The sequence below is a fragment of the Vibrio sp. 1CM23M genome (assembly GCF_023161755.1).
GTDB lineage: Bacteria > Pseudomonadota > Gammaproteobacteria > Enterobacterales > Vibrionaceae > Vibrio > Vibrio coralliirubri.
In genome coordinates this window covers 59400-79576 of sequence record NZ_JALNTR010000003.1, presented here as the reverse complement: position 1 = coordinate 79576, position 20177 = coordinate 59400, and the positions used below count along the sequence as shown (strand labels likewise).

The following is a 20177-nucleotide window of genomic DNA, read 5'->3' as shown; positions in this document are numbered from 1 at the left end:
CTCCTTCAGAGCACATTATTTGCTGTGTTTTAATCGCCTACCACCCGCTTACATTTGCTTTATTTTCTTACGCGCACTTACATTTGAGGTGTTTACAAAACCCAATCAAATCAACTACCCACATATCCAGTACATATCAGTTAATAGCACTAAAAATGAATAGATTAGCGGCCTAAAAAACCGATCAAATGAACTTACAATCAAAAGAAATCGATTACCTTATTAGTTCACCAGTGTTTTCCATTGTTGAGCACACGACAACGCCTGTTAAGCGAAAGCTTCTTCACGTACCATTCAGCTAGCCAATAGATTGAATCCATATAAGCATTAATCACGTCTTCTACTGACGGTTAAAAACCAGAATTCAATTTGATACGCGACAACCGAACACATGATTTCGGTCGTTGCTGTTCGACCAAAATATCAGTTCACCGAGTTCAATATGATGACAAGTTATCAACCCTTCGAGCATCTCCAGTGTCCAATTTGGATATATGACATTGATAATAAGAGAATAAGTTGGGCAAACAGCAGCGCCCTTCCTCTGTGGGAGTCTGAATCTCTATTTGAGCTGACATCACGCGACTTTAGTGTCGAGATGTCAAAAGCAATCGAAGCGACATTGGAAGAGTACCAAAGGCAATTTCTACGCAACGAAAGCATCAAGACATGGTGGAACTTCACTCCCAACTACATTTCGAAGCGTGCATTATGTCTGTTTTCTGGGATCCCACTGCCGGACGGTAGAACAGGCATGCTGGTACAAGTCGTCGCTGAAGAAGGCAGTTTAAGGCACGATCTCGCTTGCTCTGATGGTGCAAACCTCTCCCTTCTATTTGATAAGTCGGGAAGCGTAGTGAGTGCTAACTCCGCATTTTTTCACAACTATGGCTCACCGTTTAGCACCCTATCCGACTTCGTTTCAAGTGAAGAGACAGCAGCACAATGGCTGTTTACCGTGCGTAAAGGCCGAGAGATATTAGAAGAAGTCAGCTGCGAAATAGATGGCAAGACACACCATTTTGATGTGCAAGGAAAGTGGCTCTTTGATAAAAGCGAATTGCTGTTAAACCTTACCTGCACAACTAAGCAAAAAGAGAAACTGATAAAAGCCAGGTACAACGCAGAACACGACTGTTTAACGGAGCTATATAATCGCCGTGGCATCACCAACCTTCTAGAAACCAGCATTGCCTATCGCTCACCGTTTGAATTGATGTTTGTCGACCTTGATGGCTTCAAATTAGTTAATGACACTTATGGGCATACTGTCGGAGACCAACTACTCAAACAGGTTGGTGAACGCCTTAAACAGTTGGTTGATGAGAAATGCATGATCGGGCGATTTGGTGGCGACGAATTCATTGTGATTGCCCACACCTGCCGAAATCAAAATATCCCACTACTCTGCTCTCGTATCATTGATGCATTAAACCGAAGTTTCCATATCAGAGGCATCGGCAGCTTGTCTGTCGGTTGCAGCATAGGTACCGCGCATTTCCCTGATAACGCGGTTGACCAAGAAACATTGCTAAAGCAAGCGGGTATGGCGATGCATCTTGCTAAAGCGAATGGTCGAAACCGCTTCCAAACGTTTACCCCAGACTTAGCGCAAACCCTGCATCGCAAAGTAGAGATCCGCCACCGACTGGCACGCGCCATCGAAAACGACGATCTCAACCTTCACTACCAACCGATCATGAACACCTACAGCGACAAGGTAAAAGGGTTTGAAGCCTTGCTTCGATGGTCGGACAAAGAGCTAGGTAACATCGGCCCTGATGAGTTTATTAGCTTAGCGGAGGAGACAGGGCAGATTGTGCCGCTCGGGAAATGGGTTCTTAACTCTGCACTCAAACAGCTATCTATATGGCAACGAGAGTTTGATAGTGAGTTGATGATGAGTATCAATATTTCGAGTATTCAGATGCACGCTACCTTTGCCGAGCAGCTATTAGCAATGTTGAACTTCTATAATATCCAACCTCAAAGCATCGCCCTTGAGATCACCGAATCTTCCATGATCTTCAAGCACGGTGAAGTCAGGCAAGCATTAAGCGATATTTCTAAATTGGGTGTTGAACTTCACCTTGATGACTTTGGCACAGGCTACTCGTCACTGTCGATGTTGCATGACTTACCGATTAGCACCGTGAAACTCGATAAAAGCTTTGTCCACGGTTCACACAAAGGGAGCAAAGCGATTGTCCAAGCCACCCACGCTATCTGTGAAAAATTGGGGTTAAAAGTGGTTGCTGAAGGTGTCGAAACCGAAACGCAAAAAGCGTTCTTAATCGATTGTGGATACGAGTATCTTCAGGGATTTTTATTTAGTAAGCCAATTCCCTCAAATGAAGTCGAAAGTCAGTTTTTGAGTGGTCGACAATCCTACAATTAAAGACTTATTTATCAATAAATTAAGTCGTTTTAATATTTCGTAAACAATCGGCTGCTGTGGGTGTGCACGCTTACGTATGCTTACATAGCGTTTAACAGTAAGCAAAAATAATTAAGCTATTGTTTATAAAGAAGATTCCTTATAAATTCACACAATAAAACACCAAACCATTATACCCACTAACTGTAATGACTCTGGTATTTAGATTACCCTCATTCCGTCCCTTTAGCAGAGCAAATAATCGGTAACCATGAACAGACAAAACGGCTTCACTCTCTTAGAGCTCATCATCTCTGTATTAATTTTAGCGATCGTTTCGGCGACAGCTATGGTCAAATTCTTAGACGTTCAAGGAAGTGCTCGTGCGAGTAAAATACACGATGTGGCTGGTAACCTTCGCACGGGTATCGATATGATCTACGCGAAGTCAGCGATTGCTGGCGTTGAGGATGAATGCAACTATGTTGAAAAGACGGAGATTGAAACCTACTACGTCTGCCATGGTTATCCAATCGCCTATGTTGATTCGTTAAGAAGACTGCTCAATATCGACGCAACAGAGCTTCATGTCATCAACAAAGAAGTAGACTCTGGCAGCAATGCAGAAAGAGTAGCCGCCATCTCTTTCGACACCGAAAACTACACCTATTTGCCAGAAGGAGACTTTTGTCAGGTGCTTTATCAGCCAGAAAAAGAACCACAAATCGTGGTGCTTGATGGTGCATGTTAAATACTCAACGATTGCACGCTTTCATAGTTAACACAAAACCACCGCAACAGATCTTTGAATATCATGTGGTTACGCTAACATTTGCTCAAAAATAACACTAATTGTTCTAACTTGTTACTGCTTACACTTTTAGGTAGTGCTCATGGTATAACACCAACCTCATTCATATCTTATTTTCATCACTAGCCGATGAATATTTACATGGACACATGTTTGATACATGTGTCCATGATAATCCCATTAAAATCCTTTAATCAACACCTCATGATAAACATCATCCTTTCCCTATTTTAAATATCCCACCTTAAAGTTTCATTATTTAAATTTCTTAACAGAATAAATTAAAGTCAATTATTCAACAAATATAATTAATTCTATCATTGATCACTTTAATTAAATCACCAAAACAATAAGCCGTTTAAATTATATTAATATCACATAAACTGACATAATTTAATTTTATCCTGAAAAATTCTGATAAATCTGACACATCGATAAGCTGAATGAATATCACCAGAAGCTACATTAGAAACCTCTAAATCCAGTCACTAAACACGCCGAGTAGAAGCTGTGAAATGGATAAATACCAAAACAAATGGATAAATCCCCTTTACCCCTTGTAAATCATTGGCTTTCATTTATAAATTCAACTTTTGGGTGAACATCTCCATAACCTTTCATTAAAGCCCAAATTCTGCGATTAGTATCAACATCTTAAGAGAAAATGGTGACATTTTGGTTATATTATTTAGATCGAACTCTTGTGTTGAATGACAATCCCAGCCATCACATATCCATCACACAAATATAATAACTATCGCTTAGGAGTTGAGCTATGCACTGTTCTTTCAATATAAATAACAATAATGAGAGCTTGCAACTGATCTACAATGAAGAAAAAATATACATAAAAAGAGACAGTAATAAGATATCAGAAGAAACTCTTAATAGTAAAGAGAGTTTTGTTTTCAAATACCTTATTGAACACTCGTCAATATCAAACCCTCAATCTGCACGAGATGTTGAAGAATCTTTTAAATTACACTTTGACGAAGAGTTTAGCTTATACGCGTTAAAAAATATTATTGCTTCTATAAGAAAGAAATATCGAAGCTTATGTAAAAAAGCGAAGGTAGATAATAATAGCGAACTTATCTCTAACCTTTATAAGGTAGGTTACTTTATCGATCTCGATAAAAGCTCAACCAACCGTATCGCACCTAAGTATGACATCAACCAGTTCAAGCCCAGCCAGTTCGAGATGTTGAAACTGATGTTCAACACCTATCATCGAGAGCTGATCAAGGCTCTGATAGCCGTGTTCACCATCTCTTCCTTTTTCCTATTCGTTGTCTACTTTTTCCAAATCCTTTATACGACGAAGATTGCGAATGAATACAGTGAGAACACCAAACACATTGCAGCGGAAGTCATGGACTACGGTTGCGATAGCCACGGGGCTGTGCACTCGCTAAGGCACTCGCTCAACCTTGATTCTGTCATCATGACCACACCTTATGGCTCCTGCTATATCTCGAAAACACGTTCTAAGATGATAGAGCTCAATCAAGTAGACGACTTCTACGATAGTGCTGACTTTGCCTATTCACGCTTCATAGATACCGAACACGACATTGAGATGGTTGCTCGAATATCTAAGCGCTCTATCGAAGCTCGATACAACAACTCACTATTGCCTCTGTTAGTCGATTCTATTTCCATCCAGAAGAATGGTTACTACATCTTAAACCTTGGCGAAGAGAGTAAATCTATCTATCAAACATCCCTACCAACCGGTGCAACCATCACCTTCTACAGTGACGACATTGTTGCACTATGGATTGCGCTTTCTCTTATACTCGCCACCCTGCTTTATCGATCCTATATTCTGGGCTTTGTGATCTACCTGTTTCGTTGGAAACACATCTCCTTTGAAGAAGAACCGATCATCAACACCGAAGACAGCAGCGTTCTCTATTACGAGTTGTTATCTCGTGTGCGTAACGTTGGCGTTTTAAGCTTCATCAACACCATGAGACGCACCAATTTACTCACCTTTCATACAATCTTGCTCATCGAGACGGTCAGAAAAGCCAAATTACACAACAGCCATGAGATCTATGGTGTCAACGTGTGTCCGAGCGCTTTGGTGGGGTCGAACTTCGCAAGGCTCAGAGAGCATTTGGCCGCGATGGAAGCGAATGAATTTGTCGTCGAGATTACTGAATATTCGAACATTGGCTATGGATGTGAGGTTATCGATAACATTAAGGATATCAAAAAGCTTGGTATCACTATCGCTCTGGATGACTTTGGTACAGGCAATAACAACATCGAAATCATCAATGTTATCTCTCCGGCCTATCTAAAACTGGATCGCTGTTTTGTTAAGGATATCGAGTCAGGAGAGCATCATCAGGGTGTATTGCTTAATATCTCTGAGATTGGACGCTTATCAAATATCACGATGATTTATGAAGGTGTCGAGACGCGCAGGCAGCAATACATCTTGTGTCAGTTGGGCTACAACTTACATCAAGGTTATCTGTATAGCAGGCCGAATGACTCAAAGGAGCAATAGGCCCAGCCTAATAGGAATTTTGATCAGCAACCATTCCCTATTCAAATAATCGTCTCTTATACAACTGCTTGAGAGCCCACAAGGATGTAGGCTTCAAGTGCCCTCCCCACCAAACATGCTTTATCTAAACATAAAAATACCCGATGCATTTTCATAAAATCCTTGCCAATTCGAATAAATAGGTTAGTGTTATACATATGTATATCACCATGCAGTTTTAATTATGACCGAATGGAAAGACGACCAGCCGATCTTTAGGCAGCTTGCCGCCAAGATCAGTGACCAAATTCTTCAAGGTGTTTGGCTAGAGCTACAAGCATTGCCCTCTGTACGTGCGGTTGCCGCCGATCTCAAGATCAATCACCTTACTGTCATGAAAAGCTACCAGTTACTGGTGGATGAAGGCTTGGTAGAGAAAAAACGCGGCCAAGGCATGTATGTGGCCGAAGGGGCACTTCAAAAATTGAAAGAGTCTGCACACCAATCATTCATCAACACACAGATCCCAGCCATCGCTGAGACGCTAGGCATCATTGATATGAGTGTCGAAGAACTCGTGAAACAGCTAGCACAACATATAAAGGACAAGTCATGAGTACGTTACTTTCCGTGAAAAACGTAACCAAAACCTATTCAAATCAAGTGGGTGTCGAAAACATCAGCTTTGAGTTAAAACCGGGGCAAGTGCTTGGACTGCTAGGCCACAATGGCGCAGGTAAATCGACTCTGATCAAATCACTGCTTGGCGGACACAGCTATCAAGGTGAGATAGAGGTTAATGGCTACCACCCTATCCACCAGCATGCAGAACTCATGCTGCACTTATCGTACATCTCAGATGTTAACGTGTTACCCGAGTGGATGACCGTTAAGCAACTGCTCCGATATACCCAAGGTGTACACCCTAGCTTCAATAAACAAAAAGCAGAGCAGACGCTAAGCAGCACCAACATTAAGCTGACTTCGACTATCAAGCAGCTTTCTAAGGGTATGAAGGTACAACTTCACCTTGCGATCATCATCGCGACTGACACCCAAGTGTTGATCTTAGATGAGCCTACACTTGGCCTAGATTTACTGTACCGCGATACTTTTTATCGCCATCTACTTGAGTGGTTCCACGACGGCGAACGCGCCATGATCATTGCAAGCCATGAGGTTTCAGAGATTGAACACTTATTAACGGATGTGCTGATTTTGAAGCAAGGCCATTGTGTGCTGCAAAAGAGCATGGAAGACATCGAAAACGACTATTTCATTATCGAAGTCGCAAATAACCATTCAAGCGAGATACAGAAACTCAACCCACTGACCTCACAATCCGGCCTAGGTACCACCAAGTGGTTGTTGGAAGGTCAGTACAAAGCGCAGGTTGAATCACTGGGTAACATCTATAACGTTGGTCTCGCAGATCTATTCCTTGCAACACAGACGGAGAAGGCATAATGCATCCAGGTTTTTACATGCTAGAAAAAGAACTCATCGAGCACAAAATTAACACTCGATTGCCTCTGTTTGTCGCGTTATGTGGTTTCTTACTGTTCGTTAGTCTGTTCTTCAATGGCGCAGCGCAGCATGAGTTTTTCTTCGAAATGCAAGTGAACGGCGACGTGAGCGACATCCACAGAGAGTTCGCACAAGACCTCAATTCAGTGATCTACTTTGGCGCGGGCCTTATTTCACTGATCCTGTCGACGCTTTACATCCCTAAAACGCTGCGTAAAGAGCGCCAAGAAGGCAGTTCGATGTTTTGGAGAAGTATGCCGGTATCTAACGCAATGACTCACGGTGTGAAACTCAGCTTCGGTTTAGTGGTTATTCCCGCAATCTGTGCGTTGCTCGTGCTGTTCGCCGATTTCCAATTCTGGATATTGAACGTGTCTAGCGAACAACAGTTGGCTCTACTGGTTGAGCAGCAATCCCTACTGTATGTGCTGAGCAACTGGGTGGTGTTCTTTGGACGAATGATGTTAGTTGCACTGGTTTTATTGCCACTGGCAACCGTGACCCTAGCGATATCGCAGTTGGTGAACTCTCCATTGCTTGTCATTTTTATCTCAAGCTATGCGATTAAGTTCCTCTCTGTCGCTGTATTTGGGTTCTATGGCATCAACGACTTCCTATCTCTCATCGCATCACTGCCAATGAAGGTGCTGACAGCAAACAACCCATTCAGCGCGATTGCTGAAGCGCCAGTTTTATCGTTAAGTATTTACGTACTGATTGGCGTTGGCGGTTATCTGCTGAGCCTAAAGCTAAATAGAACGGACGATGTGAGCTTAAAGACGCTGTTCCAACGCTAGAGTCTATCCTAAGCAAGAGCCTTTGTCGGGCAGTCACATCAGGTACCAAAATCTAAATCAAAGCTTCTGAGAAATCGGGAGCTTTTTTATTATCAGGACGTTAGCGAATACAGGGATGCGAGAACAAGGAACAAACAAGTTTTAATTTGGAGAACAGATTTAACAAACGAAGCTAAACTTAGAGGAGGTATTAATGAGCTGACATTGAATTGCATTGTTGTTAATGCCTGCCAGCTCTTTGAGGATGATTTCGTTAGTCGCCGACCAGATGAAGGTCCTTGAGAGTGCTAATGAAATCGGTTTGTTGCGTTTTACATTTGATTAAGCTTTTCAGCTTTTAAAGCTTTACGATTTAAAGCTTATTTCTTTGATGCTTCTTTTGACGTGTCTTTCCAGTATTGGATACGAACGCGATGAAGCTGTGCTCTTCTCATTTTTTTCATAAGGGATATTTCCTTTTCTTTAACTGCTCTTCATGAGCTATTTTTATTGCCAACCATTCGAATCTAACGGTGTTTGATGCCCAGATCAATGATACAAATCACAAAATATATAGAGTTTTGAGTACCATTTACATCAAAGTATGACCTAGATATCAACTATGGCTCAATTCAATCCTATGAGCCGCTGTTCAAAATTAAGGTTAGTTCTCTCAGATGACAAATTCATTTCAGTATCAATACAGTTCAATGATACTAATTTAATAGACCGGACCAACGCGGATTTAGTTCCAGTGTCTTGTCATTTATTGATTACATCGCCTTAAAGTTACGGTGTAACTACAGATGCATTCGATGTGAGCAAATAATCGCCACATTAGCCTATACGTCACAACATCAAAATGGGATTATGTTTGTAACGGATAAAGCTTTTGATAGAAAAAATCCGTAATGGACCAAATTAAATAGACGTAATTAAATGGACGTAATTATGAGTAAAGTAATTCTGCAAGGGCATATTCTAGTGCCAGACAACGATCTAGAAGCCGTCACACAAGCCTTAGCTGTGCACAAAGAACTGACACTGGAAGAACCTGGTTGTATTGTGTTTCGAGTCAGTCAAAGCACACTTCAACCTAATCGCTTTGAAGTGTATGAAGAATTCACTAGCCGAGAAGCATTCGAAGCCCACCAACAGCGAGTAAAAGCCTCTGAATGGGGTGAAATCTCCAAGAACGTGACTCGTCATTATCAAGTCACCGATGTTCCGACATCATAATGATACATCCGCTAGCCAAGCGCATCGTCACGTTGATCAAACAAGATCCCTTACGAATGCAGGTTTTAAACTGTGTCGCTCAGTTGGATTTACCGCAGTGTTATGTTGCTGCGGGCTTTGTGAGAAACCTCGTTTGGGATCACCTGCATGGTTATGCCTTCCCGACCCCACTCAATGATATTGATGTGATCTACTTTGATCCCATGGATACCTCTTACGAATCGGTTATTCAATACGAAACCCAGCTTCAAGAGAGATTACCTGAACTCAACTGGCAAGTTCGTAATCAAGCCAACATGCACATTAGAAACAATGACGAGCCTTACCAAAGCTCATTAGATGCGATGAGTTATTGGCCTGAAAAAGAGACGGCGTTCGCCGTAAAACAAAACCTCGATGGAGACATAGAGTGTATCTCGGCTTTTGGTTTAGAGAGCTTATTTGATTTGAAGCTCACACCGAACCCCAATCGCAGCAGAGACGTGTTTGACCAACGAGTTCAATCTAAAAACTGGTTAACCCAATGGCCTAAGTTAACGGTTGGAAACAGTTAACTGGCCGTCGAATTCAAAGCTAAAACCATTGACTCAAAGTCCAATCAGATCGAACATGCCCCACTTCTCAAATCAAACGCGCACTTCACCAACTGCTGCGCCCTCGTCATACTGAGTAACGACCATGAACCAACAATACATGTTGCAAGCACTCGAAGCTTCGCGCCAAGCCTTACCTGATTGCCAACCAAACCCGCCAGTAGGCTGCGTTTTGGTGAAAAACGAGAAGGTGGTGTCTGTTGGGTATACACAGAAGGTCGGCGGAAACCACGCCGAGGTTGAAGCACTCAATACTTATAACGACAAAACGGACGGAGCAATGGAAGGGGTTACCGCTTATGTAACTTTAGAGCCATGTTCATTTGTCGGCAGAACACCCGCTTGCGCCAATACATTGGTTAAAGCAGGTGTAAAACACGTGGTAGTGGCGATGCTAGACCCAGACCCTCGTAATAATGGTCGTGGAGTTGCGATCCTTGAATCGCACGGCGTAAAGGTGGATGTGGGGTTATGCCAAGCGCAAGTGAGCGCCTTTTTAACCCCTTACCTTGGTAAGTCCTAGATCTTAAACAGCCAGTATTAGTTCAATTTTACTCGATAAAGCGGATTGACAGGCTTATCGACAAAATACGACCAAATATGATCGTAGACGGCATGTTGGTTAGGGAATGGCGCTAACGCTTTTGCCTCTTCTAAATTGCACCAACGGTACTCAGTATGCTCGTCATTCAGTTCAATCGCTTGGTTGGGTGGGCATAACACCGCAAAGACAGGGATTAGCTGAATCACATTCACGTGCGCCTCATAAAACTGCTCCAGAAACTGCGCGTTATACAAAGCTTCCACTTTAATTTGGGTCTCTTCTTCAAACTCGCGCACGATAGCCTGCCAGCCTGTTTCACCCGCTTCAATCGAGCCTGCGACATGGCACCAAAACTCGCCCTTCACACGCTTCATTAGTAGCATTTTCATTTGTCCGTCGATCTCTGAAATAGCGACACCAGATACAATCGAAGTATTGAGTGGAATCATAACGTTACCTTAGTTTTCATAAGAGGGCGGCAAGGCTACCACCCTTCGTTTGTTAAATTGTCTTCTATGATTAAAAACGAGAAGTTACTCATCAATTAATGGCGTTCAAGCCATAACTCATAGGCTCAGTGTTAACCGTCTCGCTTAGCTATCCTGTAATAGAACCATTTCTTATTTGAGGCGCTTTTCGATAAAGAGTAGAATCGCCGCCTTGTACTGTGTTTAAAGTCTCTAAACATACACAGTAGACTCACAACCATTTATCACCACGATATAAGTATTAATACGACTATGCACTCATCAAAACCAACGCACGACTCAGAAAACAGCCACACACCTGAGCATTGCTTCACTCGTTTTCAACAGCCGATCGAGTCATATTCGTTGCCTGAGCGTTTCACATTCCCGTTCTACTACGAACCGCACCCTCTGTGTGAAATCGCCTCTCATCAGCTTCAACAGTATCTAGAAACTCAAACCGATTGGCAGCATGACTTCGGACTGGATTCTGACGCTGGTCGCGGCAAAATGTTTGGTGTGTTACTGGTGAAAAGCCCAGAAGGTGAATTGGGTTACTTCTCTGCTTTCTCTGGAAAAATCGCCGACCAAAACCTACTGCCTCACTTTGTACCGCCCGTGTTCGACATGCTGAGCAGTGACAGCTTTTTCCATCAAGACACAGCCGACATGATGGCTGTCAACGCTGAGTTTAAAGCGCTGCAAGCAAATACTGAATACCTTGAATTGTGCGAGCAACTGGCGCAGCAAAAAGCGCAAGCGGAGCAAGAGATTGAAGCTCAACGCCTATTGATTATTGAAGGCCGAAAAACGCGTAAAGAACAACGTGAACAAGGTAAAGAAAACCTTGATGAGCAAGCTTTCGAACAGCTAAATAACGAGCTAAACAAAGCCAGTGTTGCCGACAAGAACCAGCAAAAGTACCTAAAACTTAACTGGGAACAGACTCTGCAAGTGTTGCAGGCTAAAGTTGATGTGTTCACCACTCAACTGGCTGAGCTAAAAGAGCAAAGAGCGCACATCTCTCATCAGCTTCAACACAAGTTGTTTTCACAATACGCTTTCCAAAATGCAGAAGGAAACGTTGAAGACCTTAACCAGATCTTTGAAAACACGCCAAACAAGATACCACCAGCAGGCTCTGGCGAATGCGCTGCGCCAAAATTGCTGCAATACGCGTATTTAAATGGCTACACTCCGTTGGCATTGGCTGAGTTTTGGTGGGGTCGCTCTCCAAAATCGGAAATCCGCAAGCACAAGAAATATTACGCTTCTTGTCAGAGTAAATGTGTGCCGATTTTAGGTCATATGATGAAAGGCCTAGAAGTCGATCCAAACCCATTGCTAGAGAACCCTGCTGAAGGCAAAGAACTGGATATTCTGTTCCAAGATGAGCACATCGTGGTAGTACACAAGCCAGCAGGTTTTCTATCCGTGCCGGGTAAGACCATTAAAGATTCCGCCTACACACGCGTTCAAGAAATGCATCCCGACGTTGAAGGCCCATTTGTTATTCACCGCTTAGACATGGCGACCTCTGGCATTCTCATCTTCGCTCTCACTCGACGTGCGAACAAGAGCTTGCAGAAGCAGTTCATTACTCGTGAAGTCGAAAAGCGTTACGTGGCAATGATTGAAGGCGTTCTAACAGAAGATGAAGGCTATGTCCGACTGCCATTGCGTGGTGATTTGTATGACCGTCCTCGTCAGATTGTCTGCTTCGAACACGGCAAACCTGCAGAAACCAAATGGGAAGTGATTGAGCGAAACGAGCAAACCACCAAGGTTTACCTGCATCCTAAAACAGGGCGTACACACCAGTTGCGTGTTCACTGTTCACACGAAGAAGGCCTTAACATGCCTATCGTCGGTGATGGCCTATATGGCAATAAAGCCGACCGATTGCACTTACACGCGGAAAGACTTGCGCTGCACCACCCTGTGACCAAAGAGTGGATGGAATTCCAGTTCGACGCTGAATTCTAAAATCTCTCAGTAGTACCGAGCTTTGATAAGGAGTCACAACCGCTTGTGGCTCCTACCTCTTTTGGGTATATATCCACGCTTATTGCACTACATCAAGATTCACTTTGTTGTGAAGAGTAGCATGCCCTCCTTCTTCTCTCCTTGAGGCCTTTGATATGTCATCAGCTGCTTTGAATTTACAACCTAACAAACTGACTTCCCCATTAATTGTGACGCAAGCACCAAGCCTGAAGCCACTTACATCCAAAAAGCCAGACTTAAACTCGGCAATGCTCAACTTAATTGAAGAAGTTAAAAACGAGCTCCCACTTTACGAGTCAGAGACGTTTATCTGTGGTCCAAAAGGAAATTGCTCGGGTTGCTCTAAGAAACTACTTGAGATGGTCGACAGCGAGTTAATGTATTGGGAGCACAGTATTTCCATTGGCCAAGGCCCTAACTTCGAAGAACTGCGCCGCTTTGGTAAGCTTTGCAGCAGCGTTCGACGTGGTTTAGAGCGTAACGGTTTAGTCGAAAAACGCCCAAAGAAAAGATAACAAGCCAACTCGATAATCATTACAATGTGTCGCTGGCGATTACAAGCTACACTGCTACTAACTGATTGAACTCGTTAGCTATAAAAGCAATAATGTTTTGTAATACAATTCAGTACGCAGACCGACTTGATAGGTTCGAACTCATAGAGATAAGTTCATCGATACTTTCACCATATTCTTGAACGACTCTATCCTTCTTGTCTGACGTGCCTTTACCTTCTGTATAGCAATATCACACCATTTAAAAACCTATTTTGGACAACGGAGAGCCACCTTGAAGAGACCACAACCAGTACTGGGAAAGACCGGTATGCTATTTTTTCTCGTCATAATAAGTGCTTTCCCTCCATTGACCATCGACCTTTACCTACCTGCGCTTCCGCAGATGGTCGAGGTGTTTAATACTGACCGATCCATGGTCAACCTAACCCTGAGCAGCTACTTCGTTACTTACGCCATCGGTCTTTTGTTCTGGGGGCCGCTCAGCGAAAAATTTGGTCGTAAACCGATCCTATTAATTGGATTAGCGGGTTATATGGTCGCGAGCATATTGTGCGCGATGACCAATAGCATCGAACAGTTAATTGGCGCTCGTGTATTCCAAGCCTTCGCTGGCAGTGCTATCACCGTTATCGCTACCGCCATTGTCAAAGATCTTTATGATGGCCGAGAACGTGAAAAGATCATGGCGACTATCATGTCACTGGTGATCATCGCGCCAATGGTTGCGCCTGTATTTGGTGCCTTTCTACTGAAAATTGCGTCTTGGCGAATGATGTTCGTCACCCTCGCCATTTTTGGTGCATTTGCGTCAGTATTAGCTTGCTGCTATCGAGAAACGCTCGAAACCAAATACCAAGGTTCCATGTTCCGCTCATGGGGAAGAATGGGCGTGGTCATGAAAAACAGCTCGTTCCTAAAGTTACTGCTCATTTTCTCTATCATACCAATGGCGTTAATGGGCTTTCTTGCGGCGGGTTCTTATATCTACATCGATCACTTTGGATTGACCGAACAACAGTTTAGTTATGCGTTCGCATTCAACGCATTGTGCGCTTCATTTGGTCCAACAATTTACATGAAGTTGTCCTACCGAATGCCGGTTCAAAAGGTCATCTCAGGGTGCTTTGCTTTATTAGCGCTTGCGGGCATCTTCACCCTAACCATTGGTGACCTGTCCCCTTGGTTCTTTATGTTCATCGCTGCACCAGCGACACTGATGGCGATCATCATGCGAGTACCGGGCACCAACTTAATGTTGAATCAACAAGATCATGACACAGGCTCTGCCGTCGCACTGATTCAGTTTTTCAGCATGATTTGTGGTTCGCTTGGCATGGTATTAGTTTCAATACGCCCTGAGTCACTGATTGAAAACCTAGGCTTTATCCAATTATCCATCGGTACGCTTGGCGGCCTAATGTGGATGATGGTTAGAAACAAAGAGTTTGTGACGACGAAGCTGAATTAGGGTTGTTCAAATATGGCTATGTTGTGATGAGAAACCTCTATCTGCATAAAGACTTAGACCTCGGGTCACTCCGGGTAAGTTCCTCAGTGACCCTTTGTAGACCGCATAGTAATAACAGACACAAAAAAGGCGCCGATTACGGCGCCTTCTCATTAAAATCTATTCTAACTAAGCGTTAGCCACTTTACGCGCTGGGTGTTTAATAAACACAGCGACTACAGCCACGATTGCAAGCGCGAAACAGTAGTAAGAGTTAGACACGATCTCTAGCGGCGATAGGTTAAACACAGAGCCCAATAGCAATACCTGAGCACCGTAAGGCAATACGCCTTGAATCACACACGAAAAGATATCCAACAAGCTTGCAGAGCGACGTGGAGATACATCGTTCTCTTCAGCTAATTGGCGAGCCACACTACCAGAAACAATGATTGCTACCGTGTTGTTTGCCGTACATAGGTTCACCATTGATACTAAGCCTGCAATGCCTAGCTCACTTGCGCGGCCATTCGCTTGCTTAGAGTGAGAAGAACCAAATGCACGAATCAAACCGCTCACTAAGTTAGTCAGAAACGCTAATCCACCTTGGCGACGCATCAGCTCACTCAAACCACCAATCAGCATCGACAGTAAGAAGATCTCTTGCATGTTGCCAAAGCCTGCGTAGATGTCTTGAGCGTAATCCGTCATACCGTAGTTCTCAACAGAACCTAGGCTCACTCCACCCGCTAGCAAGATACCAATCGTCAACACAACGAACACATTCATGCCCGATACCGCAAGGATTAGGATAGTGATGTACGGTAGTACTTTCAGCCACTCGATTGGGCCTGTTTCAGGCACCTGAGTTGCCGTGCTGTTGAAAGCAAAGATAACAATCGCGATAAGTGCAGCAGGAAGTGCAATGCGGATGTTCTCTTTAAACTTGTCTCTCATCTCACAGCCTTGCGAACGTGTCGCGGCAATCGTGGTATCAGAGATGATAGAAAGGTTGTCACCAAACATAGCACCACTTAACACCACACCAGCAGTCAGAGGAATGCTCATGCCAGCTGAGTCAGCAATGCCTAGCGCAACAGGGGCAACCGCAGCGATAGTACCCATAGAAGTACCCATTGCCGTCGCAATGAACGCCGAAATAAGGAAGATGCCCGGTAGGATCATGCTCGTTGGGATAGCAGATAGACCAAGGTTTACCGTCGCGTCCACGCCACCAGAAGCTTTAGCCACAGCAGCAAAAGCACCCGCCAATAGGTAGATCATACACATTGCAATAATGTCTTTGTGACCCACACCACCCAAGAACTGCTCGATCGCACGGTTCAATTTATCTTTGCTCAATAGCAGCGCTAACATCACGGCAGGAAGAGCCGCAATCGGAGCTGGAAGCTGATAGAAAGCAAAATCGACGCCTTGTAGCGACAGGTATGTACCCACGCCAATAAACAGCGCAAGGAAAACGATCAGAGGGATAAGCGCCACTGCCGAAGGGGCAATTACCGCATTAGAATTTTTCGAATTGGACATGGAACGACAACACAATAAAACAGGAAGGAGAGCAGACTAATGTCACACTTAGAACTTGTCAACGTCTAGACGTCTAAACGCCTAATTTAATGCAAAGTAATAAGAACCCTATTGAGCATCACGTAATAAAAAAAGGCTATTTACTCATCAGTAAACAGCCTTTCGATAACAGATAGTGCGCCGCTAGGAGTTAGCGTTTCTGCTTGAACGTTACTTGGTATTCGCCAATACCTTCATAATGGAAGGTCGTTGGTTTATCGAATTCCATTTCCACGATACCGCAGTAAGAGCCCGTGATAATTGCTTCACCCGCTTGGAAATCAACACCACGACGCGTCATGTAGTTAATCAACCAGTAAATTGGGCTTGGTGGCAGTGTATTCGGGTGCTTACCGTCGAATGCTTGAACTTGCTCGCCTTGAGTCACTTCAATACTGATCTCTGCAGAAGTGAACGCTTTTTCGCGATCAATCTCAGGGCCAATGAATAGACCTTGGTTTACTAGGCCATCGGCCAGTTTTTCATAGAACTCAGCGCCGCTGTCATCCGCAAAACGAGACTGCATTAACTCAAGTGCCATGTGGCAAGAACCAATCGCTTCGTTGATTTGCTCTTCGCTGTAGCCTTCTTGGCTTGCAGGCAGGCTCTTAGCAAGCGTAAATGCGATTTCAGGCTCAACGCGTACTACGTCGTTGTCAGCAAACAGTTCACAAACTTCGCCTTGTTGAACGCTGCCCGAGAAGATTGGCGCAACAACAAACTTGTCTTCAGCCAGAGGAAGTAAGCACTTCCAACCGCCGACTTTATCGCTTTTCAAATCGATCATTGAAGATTGGATCTTTAGCGCATCTTCCAAGTTATTCGGACGGTACTGTTCGTCTAATCTTGGGGCTTTGGTGCCAGCAACGCGACGACTCAACAGTTCTTCAGCTGCTTTTTTAAATATACTTGTCATATAATACCACCTTTAGTTTTATGACCAGTATAATATCGGATTTCTTAAAGCTTGAATAGACAATTCAACAACGGTGCTACACCGAAAATTCAGCCATCAATTTTCGCATATTCTAGACGCAAACAACTGAAATTATTTTGATTTAAATTTAAGAAAAGCCAGTAAGTTGATTACTGACTTTTAGATGTATTACTGATAGTTAGGCTTTACTGCCCTTTCAAGGTCTTCTTGAGGTTTTGCATGAAGTCTCTGAAGTGAGGCATAAAATTCACAAACAGAGGATGCTTTCTATCTTGCATCATCAATGGACCGAGTAAGCGGATACTCACGCCTAGTCGCGTTGCTGATTGCTCATCTAAGCCGCTGTCTTGTTTGATCTTCTCAACAATCGCGAACATGTTTTCTCTGTCTTCAATTTCAAACTGCATGGTTTGAAGTTCGCGGTCTTCTTTAACGCTCACTTCTTCAATAGTAATGCGGTAGTTATTGTGTTTGCCTGTAAATGCTTTCATGTGGATCTCCTACAATGCTGTGAAATGTTTTGGCTAGCTCTTCATGAATCGTTCTAGCTTAGGTTTAACCGTCATCGACATTACGACCATGATCGTAAGGCCAACAGGAAGCGCGGCAATAAATCCATTAAACCATCCACCGGTAAACGCCGATGTATCCGAAAATCCAATATTATTTGCCGCTGTTACAAATGCCATCATGGACTCCATTATGAATGCCATGATCAGTCCCACGATCAGGTTGCGAACTTTCTCGCCATAAGTTGTGAACACTCTAGCAACGGCTTTGGTTACTAAAGTCATCATCACCGCGCCCATTGGCATCATGATCACGACAACAAGGGCTAACGAAGAAAGCCAGTTGCCAATAAATGCCTCGCCGAATCCGACATTCATGTAGGTCATCACAGCCGTTAAACTGCCGCCAATCGTCAGCATTAAGCTCATCATGACCAAAATTTTGTATAAAACCGGTGTGCCTTTTTGCTCAGGAAGAGTTGGCGTTAGAGTTGCTTGAATCGTCATATCTATTTCCTGTCTTGAATTTACGAACAATTAAGTTGATAATGTCAACTATAAATACAGTGGTTGATAATGTCAACTATATTTCTAAGGATCGTTTATGTCTGATAACACATCGCTAGAATCAATCTTTCGTCTAGTGCACTCTTTGAAACGTCAAATGAGCGAACAGATTGAGAGCTTAGACTCAGAGATCGCACCTATGAACATTCGTGTCATGAAGATCATTACTAAGAAGTCTCCATGTACCGCTATCGATATCGCACACTTCCTAGATCGTGATAAAGCACAGGTCACTCGGCTTATTAATGCCTTGATCAATCAGGAACTTGTGAAAAAGTCTCCGAACCCGGAAGACAAGCGCAGCCAGTTATTGGTTCTGACTGATAAGGGTCAAGAGATCATGAGTAAGGTCTCGGATATCGATCGAGACATGCTGAAGAGAATGACCAAAGGCATGGCCGAAGATGAGTTAGAACAATTCAGAAAAATTGCGAAGAAAATGGCGCAGAACTTAGAAAGCTGATCTTAAAAATAAACGAAAAAACGCCACCGAATCGTAAGATCGGTGGCGTTTTTTATATAAGTTGGGTTGTACAGCTTAGTGGTTTAGCTATGTCTATTTGGATGACAGCTCTAATTCGATGCTAGTTTCCACCATGCCTGAACAGGTACCGGCTCTGAGATCACCAAACGTTCACCCATCACCGGGCTTACCATTTGCACATTTCGCTCTTTGCTAATCGCCAGAGCTTGTTCCATTGGGTCTTGCCAATCGTGCATAGAAAGATCGAAGGTACTGTTGTGGATTGGCATCATCACCTTACCTTGCAGATCAATATGCGCTTGAACGCTCTGCTCCGGGAACATATGAATATCCGCCCAAAGAGAATTATACGCGCCCGTTTCAACCATGGTTAAATCAAACGGCCCGAAGCGGTCGCCAATCTCTTTAAAGCCGCTGAAGTAACCGGAGTCACCGCTAAAGAAGACTTTCTTGTCTGAAGCGTTAATAACCCAGCTACCCCACAGTGTTTGGTCACGATCAAGCAAGCCACGACCAGAGAAATGCTGTGTCGGTGTCAACGTGAACTCAATATCTGAGGCCGTTGCCGATTCCCACCAGTTCAATTCAATGATCTTCTCTTTATCCACGCCCCACTTTTCCAATAGTGCGCCCACTCTTAATGGCACTAGGAACGTACCCACTTTGTCGGCGAGCACCTTAACGGCACCTTTGTCTAAATGGTCGTAGTGATCGTGGCTGATCACCACCACGTCGATATCGGGTAGGTCTTGCAGTGTGATTGGTGTCGGATGAAAACGTTTTGGCCCCATCCATTGCACAGGTGATGCGCGATCACTGAACACAGGGTCAGTCATCACTAACTTGCCATCCAGTTTCATCATCACACTGGAGTGACCTAAGCGGTACGCAACGTCTTCTTGCTCTTCGACCAATTGCTCGGCTGTCATCGGCATTAAAGGCAATGCAACACGTGGCACTGGCTCATTTCTTTCCACGGTTACATACGCTTTCAAGATTGAAAAAATATCAGACATGCCCGATTTGTACTCTAACTCACTGTTAGCAAACTTCTTTGGAAGCTTATCTAGATTGTCATTTGATTGTGAACCTGTGCTTACGATAGCGACCACGGCAAGTACTCCTAAAATCGGTAATAGATATTTTTTCATTGGTATCTCTTCAACTGTTGGGAAAGCCCAACTCAAAAACTACACTGGCTAGTTTACATACCAAAAAACAAAAGTAAACCAGTGAGTGTAATTTTTTATTCATTGAATTTGGATCTGAAACGCTCCGTATGCCGAG

General features: G+C 43.7%; 19 protein-coding genes. 13 read left to right on the top strand and 6 right to left on the bottom strand.

The features are described 5' to 3' along the window. Positions 1 to 391: 391 nt before the first annotated feature. The 9 genes from MSG35_RS11350 to MSG35_RS11310 all read left to right on the top strand — a co-directional run bounded on the left by MSG35_RS11350 (position 392) and on the right by MSG35_RS11310 (position 10346). Complete coding sequence (locus MSG35_RS11350) at positions 392 to 2398, top strand: EAL domain-containing protein (RefSeq protein WP_248383952.1); 2007 nt, start codon at positions 392 to 394, stop codon at positions 2396 to 2398. Between the two features lie 250 nt (positions 2399 to 2648). Then, a complete protein-coding gene (locus MSG35_RS11345) occupies positions 2649 to 3128 on the top strand; it encodes a type II secretion system protein (protein WP_248383951.1) in 480 nt (159 codons plus the stop codon). A gap of 835 nt (positions 3129 to 3963) precedes the next feature. Next, positions 3964 to 5709: an EAL domain-containing protein gene (locus MSG35_RS11340; protein ID WP_248383950.1), complete on the top strand. Its 1746-nt coding sequence runs from the start codon at positions 3964 to 3966 to the stop codon at positions 5707 to 5709. 223 nt (positions 5710 to 5932) lie between these two features. Then, positions 5933 to 6304: a GntR family transcriptional regulator gene (locus MSG35_RS11335; protein ID WP_102331995.1), complete on the top strand. Its 372-nt coding sequence runs from the start codon at positions 5933 to 5935 to the stop codon at positions 6302 to 6304. Further along, the gene (locus MSG35_RS11330) at positions 6301 to 7155 is read left to right on the top strand and encodes an ABC transporter ATP-binding protein (protein WP_248383949.1); all 855 of its coding nucleotides are present in this window, start codon (positions 6301 to 6303) and stop codon (positions 7153 to 7155) included. The genes MSG35_RS11335 and MSG35_RS11330 overlap by 4 nt, the downstream gene beginning before the upstream one ends. After that, entirely contained in the window at positions 7155 to 8012 is an 858-nt protein-coding gene (locus MSG35_RS11325; RefSeq protein WP_248383948.1) for a hypothetical protein, read from the top strand. The genes MSG35_RS11330 and MSG35_RS11325 overlap by 1 nt, the downstream gene beginning before the upstream one ends. A gap of 930 nt (positions 8013 to 8942) precedes the next feature. After that, entirely contained in the window at positions 8943 to 9230 is a 288-nt protein-coding gene (locus MSG35_RS11320; RefSeq protein ID WP_248383947.1) for an antibiotic biosynthesis monooxygenase, read from the top strand. Next, positions 9230 to 9784, top strand: a complete 555-nt coding sequence (locus tag MSG35_RS11315) for a nucleotidyltransferase family protein (RefSeq protein ID WP_248383946.1) — start codon at positions 9230 to 9232, stop codon at positions 9782 to 9784. The genes MSG35_RS11320 and MSG35_RS11315 overlap by 1 nt, the downstream gene beginning before the upstream one ends. Positions 9785 to 9908: 124 nt before the next feature. Then, entirely contained in the window at positions 9909 to 10346 is a 438-nt protein-coding gene (locus tag MSG35_RS11310; protein ID WP_248383945.1) for a bifunctional diaminohydroxyphosphoribosylaminopyrimidine deaminase/5-amino-6-(5-phosphoribosylamino)uracil reductase RibD, read from the top strand. 17 nt (positions 10347 to 10363) lie between these two features. On the opposite strand, the gene MSG35_RS11305 is transcribed toward MSG35_RS11310, so the two are convergent. After that, positions 10364 to 10816, bottom strand: a complete 453-nt coding sequence (locus MSG35_RS11305; protein ID WP_016769103.1) for an NUDIX domain-containing protein — start codon at positions 10814 to 10816, stop codon at positions 10364 to 10366. Between the two features lie 291 nt (positions 10817 to 11107). Here MSG35_RS11305 and MSG35_RS11300 point away from each other — a divergent pair, with 291 nt between their 5' ends. From MSG35_RS11300 to MSG35_RS11290, 3 genes are all read left to right on the top strand, one after another. Beyond that, positions 11108 to 12820, top strand: a complete 1713-nt coding sequence (locus tag MSG35_RS11300) for an RluA family pseudouridine synthase (RefSeq protein ID WP_248383944.1) — start codon at positions 11108 to 11110, stop codon at positions 12818 to 12820. A gap of 155 nt (positions 12821 to 12975) precedes the next feature. Then, positions 12976 to 13356, top strand: coding sequence for a hypothetical protein (locus MSG35_RS11295; protein WP_248383943.1), 381 nt, complete (start codon positions 12976 to 12978; stop codon positions 13354 to 13356). 310 nt (positions 13357 to 13666) lie between these two features. Continuing rightward, positions 13667 to 14827 (top strand): multidrug effflux MFS transporter, encoded by a 1161-nt coding sequence (locus MSG35_RS11290; RefSeq protein ID WP_248384362.1) that lies wholly within the window; start codon positions 13667 to 13669, stop codon positions 14825 to 14827. 168 nt (positions 14828 to 14995) lie between these two features. Here the strand turns inward: MSG35_RS11290 and MSG35_RS11285 are convergent, their stop codons facing one another. From MSG35_RS11285 to MSG35_RS11270, 4 genes are all read right to left on the bottom strand, one after another. Continuing rightward, complete coding sequence (locus MSG35_RS11285) at positions 14996 to 16354, bottom strand: Na+/H+ antiporter NhaC family protein (protein ID WP_050621767.1); 1359 nt, start codon at positions 16352 to 16354, stop codon at positions 14996 to 14998. A gap of 190 nt (positions 16355 to 16544) precedes the next feature. Next, positions 16545 to 17309 carry a hydratase gene (locus MSG35_RS11280; protein WP_248383942.1) on the bottom strand — a complete coding sequence of 255 codons (765 nt, stop codon included), beginning with the start codon at positions 17307 to 17309 and terminating at the stop codon, positions 16545 to 16547. 206 nt (positions 17310 to 17515) lie between these two features. After that, positions 17516 to 17821: a DUF3861 domain-containing protein gene (locus tag MSG35_RS11275; protein WP_050711803.1), complete on the bottom strand. Its 306-nt coding sequence runs from the start codon at positions 17819 to 17821 to the stop codon at positions 17516 to 17518. Between the two features lie 33 nt (positions 17822 to 17854). Further along, positions 17855 to 18346 carry a DUF2798 domain-containing protein gene (locus MSG35_RS11270; RefSeq protein ID WP_248383941.1) on the bottom strand — a complete coding sequence of 164 codons (492 nt, stop codon included), beginning with the start codon at positions 18344 to 18346 and terminating at the stop codon, positions 17855 to 17857. A gap of 97 nt (positions 18347 to 18443) precedes the next feature. On the opposite strand from MSG35_RS11270, the gene MSG35_RS11265 reads away from it, so the two are divergent. After that, a complete protein-coding gene (locus tag MSG35_RS11265) occupies positions 18444 to 18869 on the top strand; it encodes a MarR family winged helix-turn-helix transcriptional regulator (protein WP_017060573.1) in 426 nt (141 codons plus the stop codon). A 110-nt stretch (positions 18870 to 18979) separates the two neighbouring features. Here the strand turns inward: MSG35_RS11265 and MSG35_RS11260 are convergent, their stop codons facing one another. Further along, positions 18980 to 20041 carry an MBL fold metallo-hydrolase gene (locus tag MSG35_RS11260; protein ID WP_248383940.1) on the bottom strand — a complete coding sequence of 354 codons (1062 nt, stop codon included), beginning with the start codon at positions 20039 to 20041 and terminating at the stop codon, positions 18980 to 18982. Positions 20042 to 20177 lie beyond the last annotated feature (136 nt).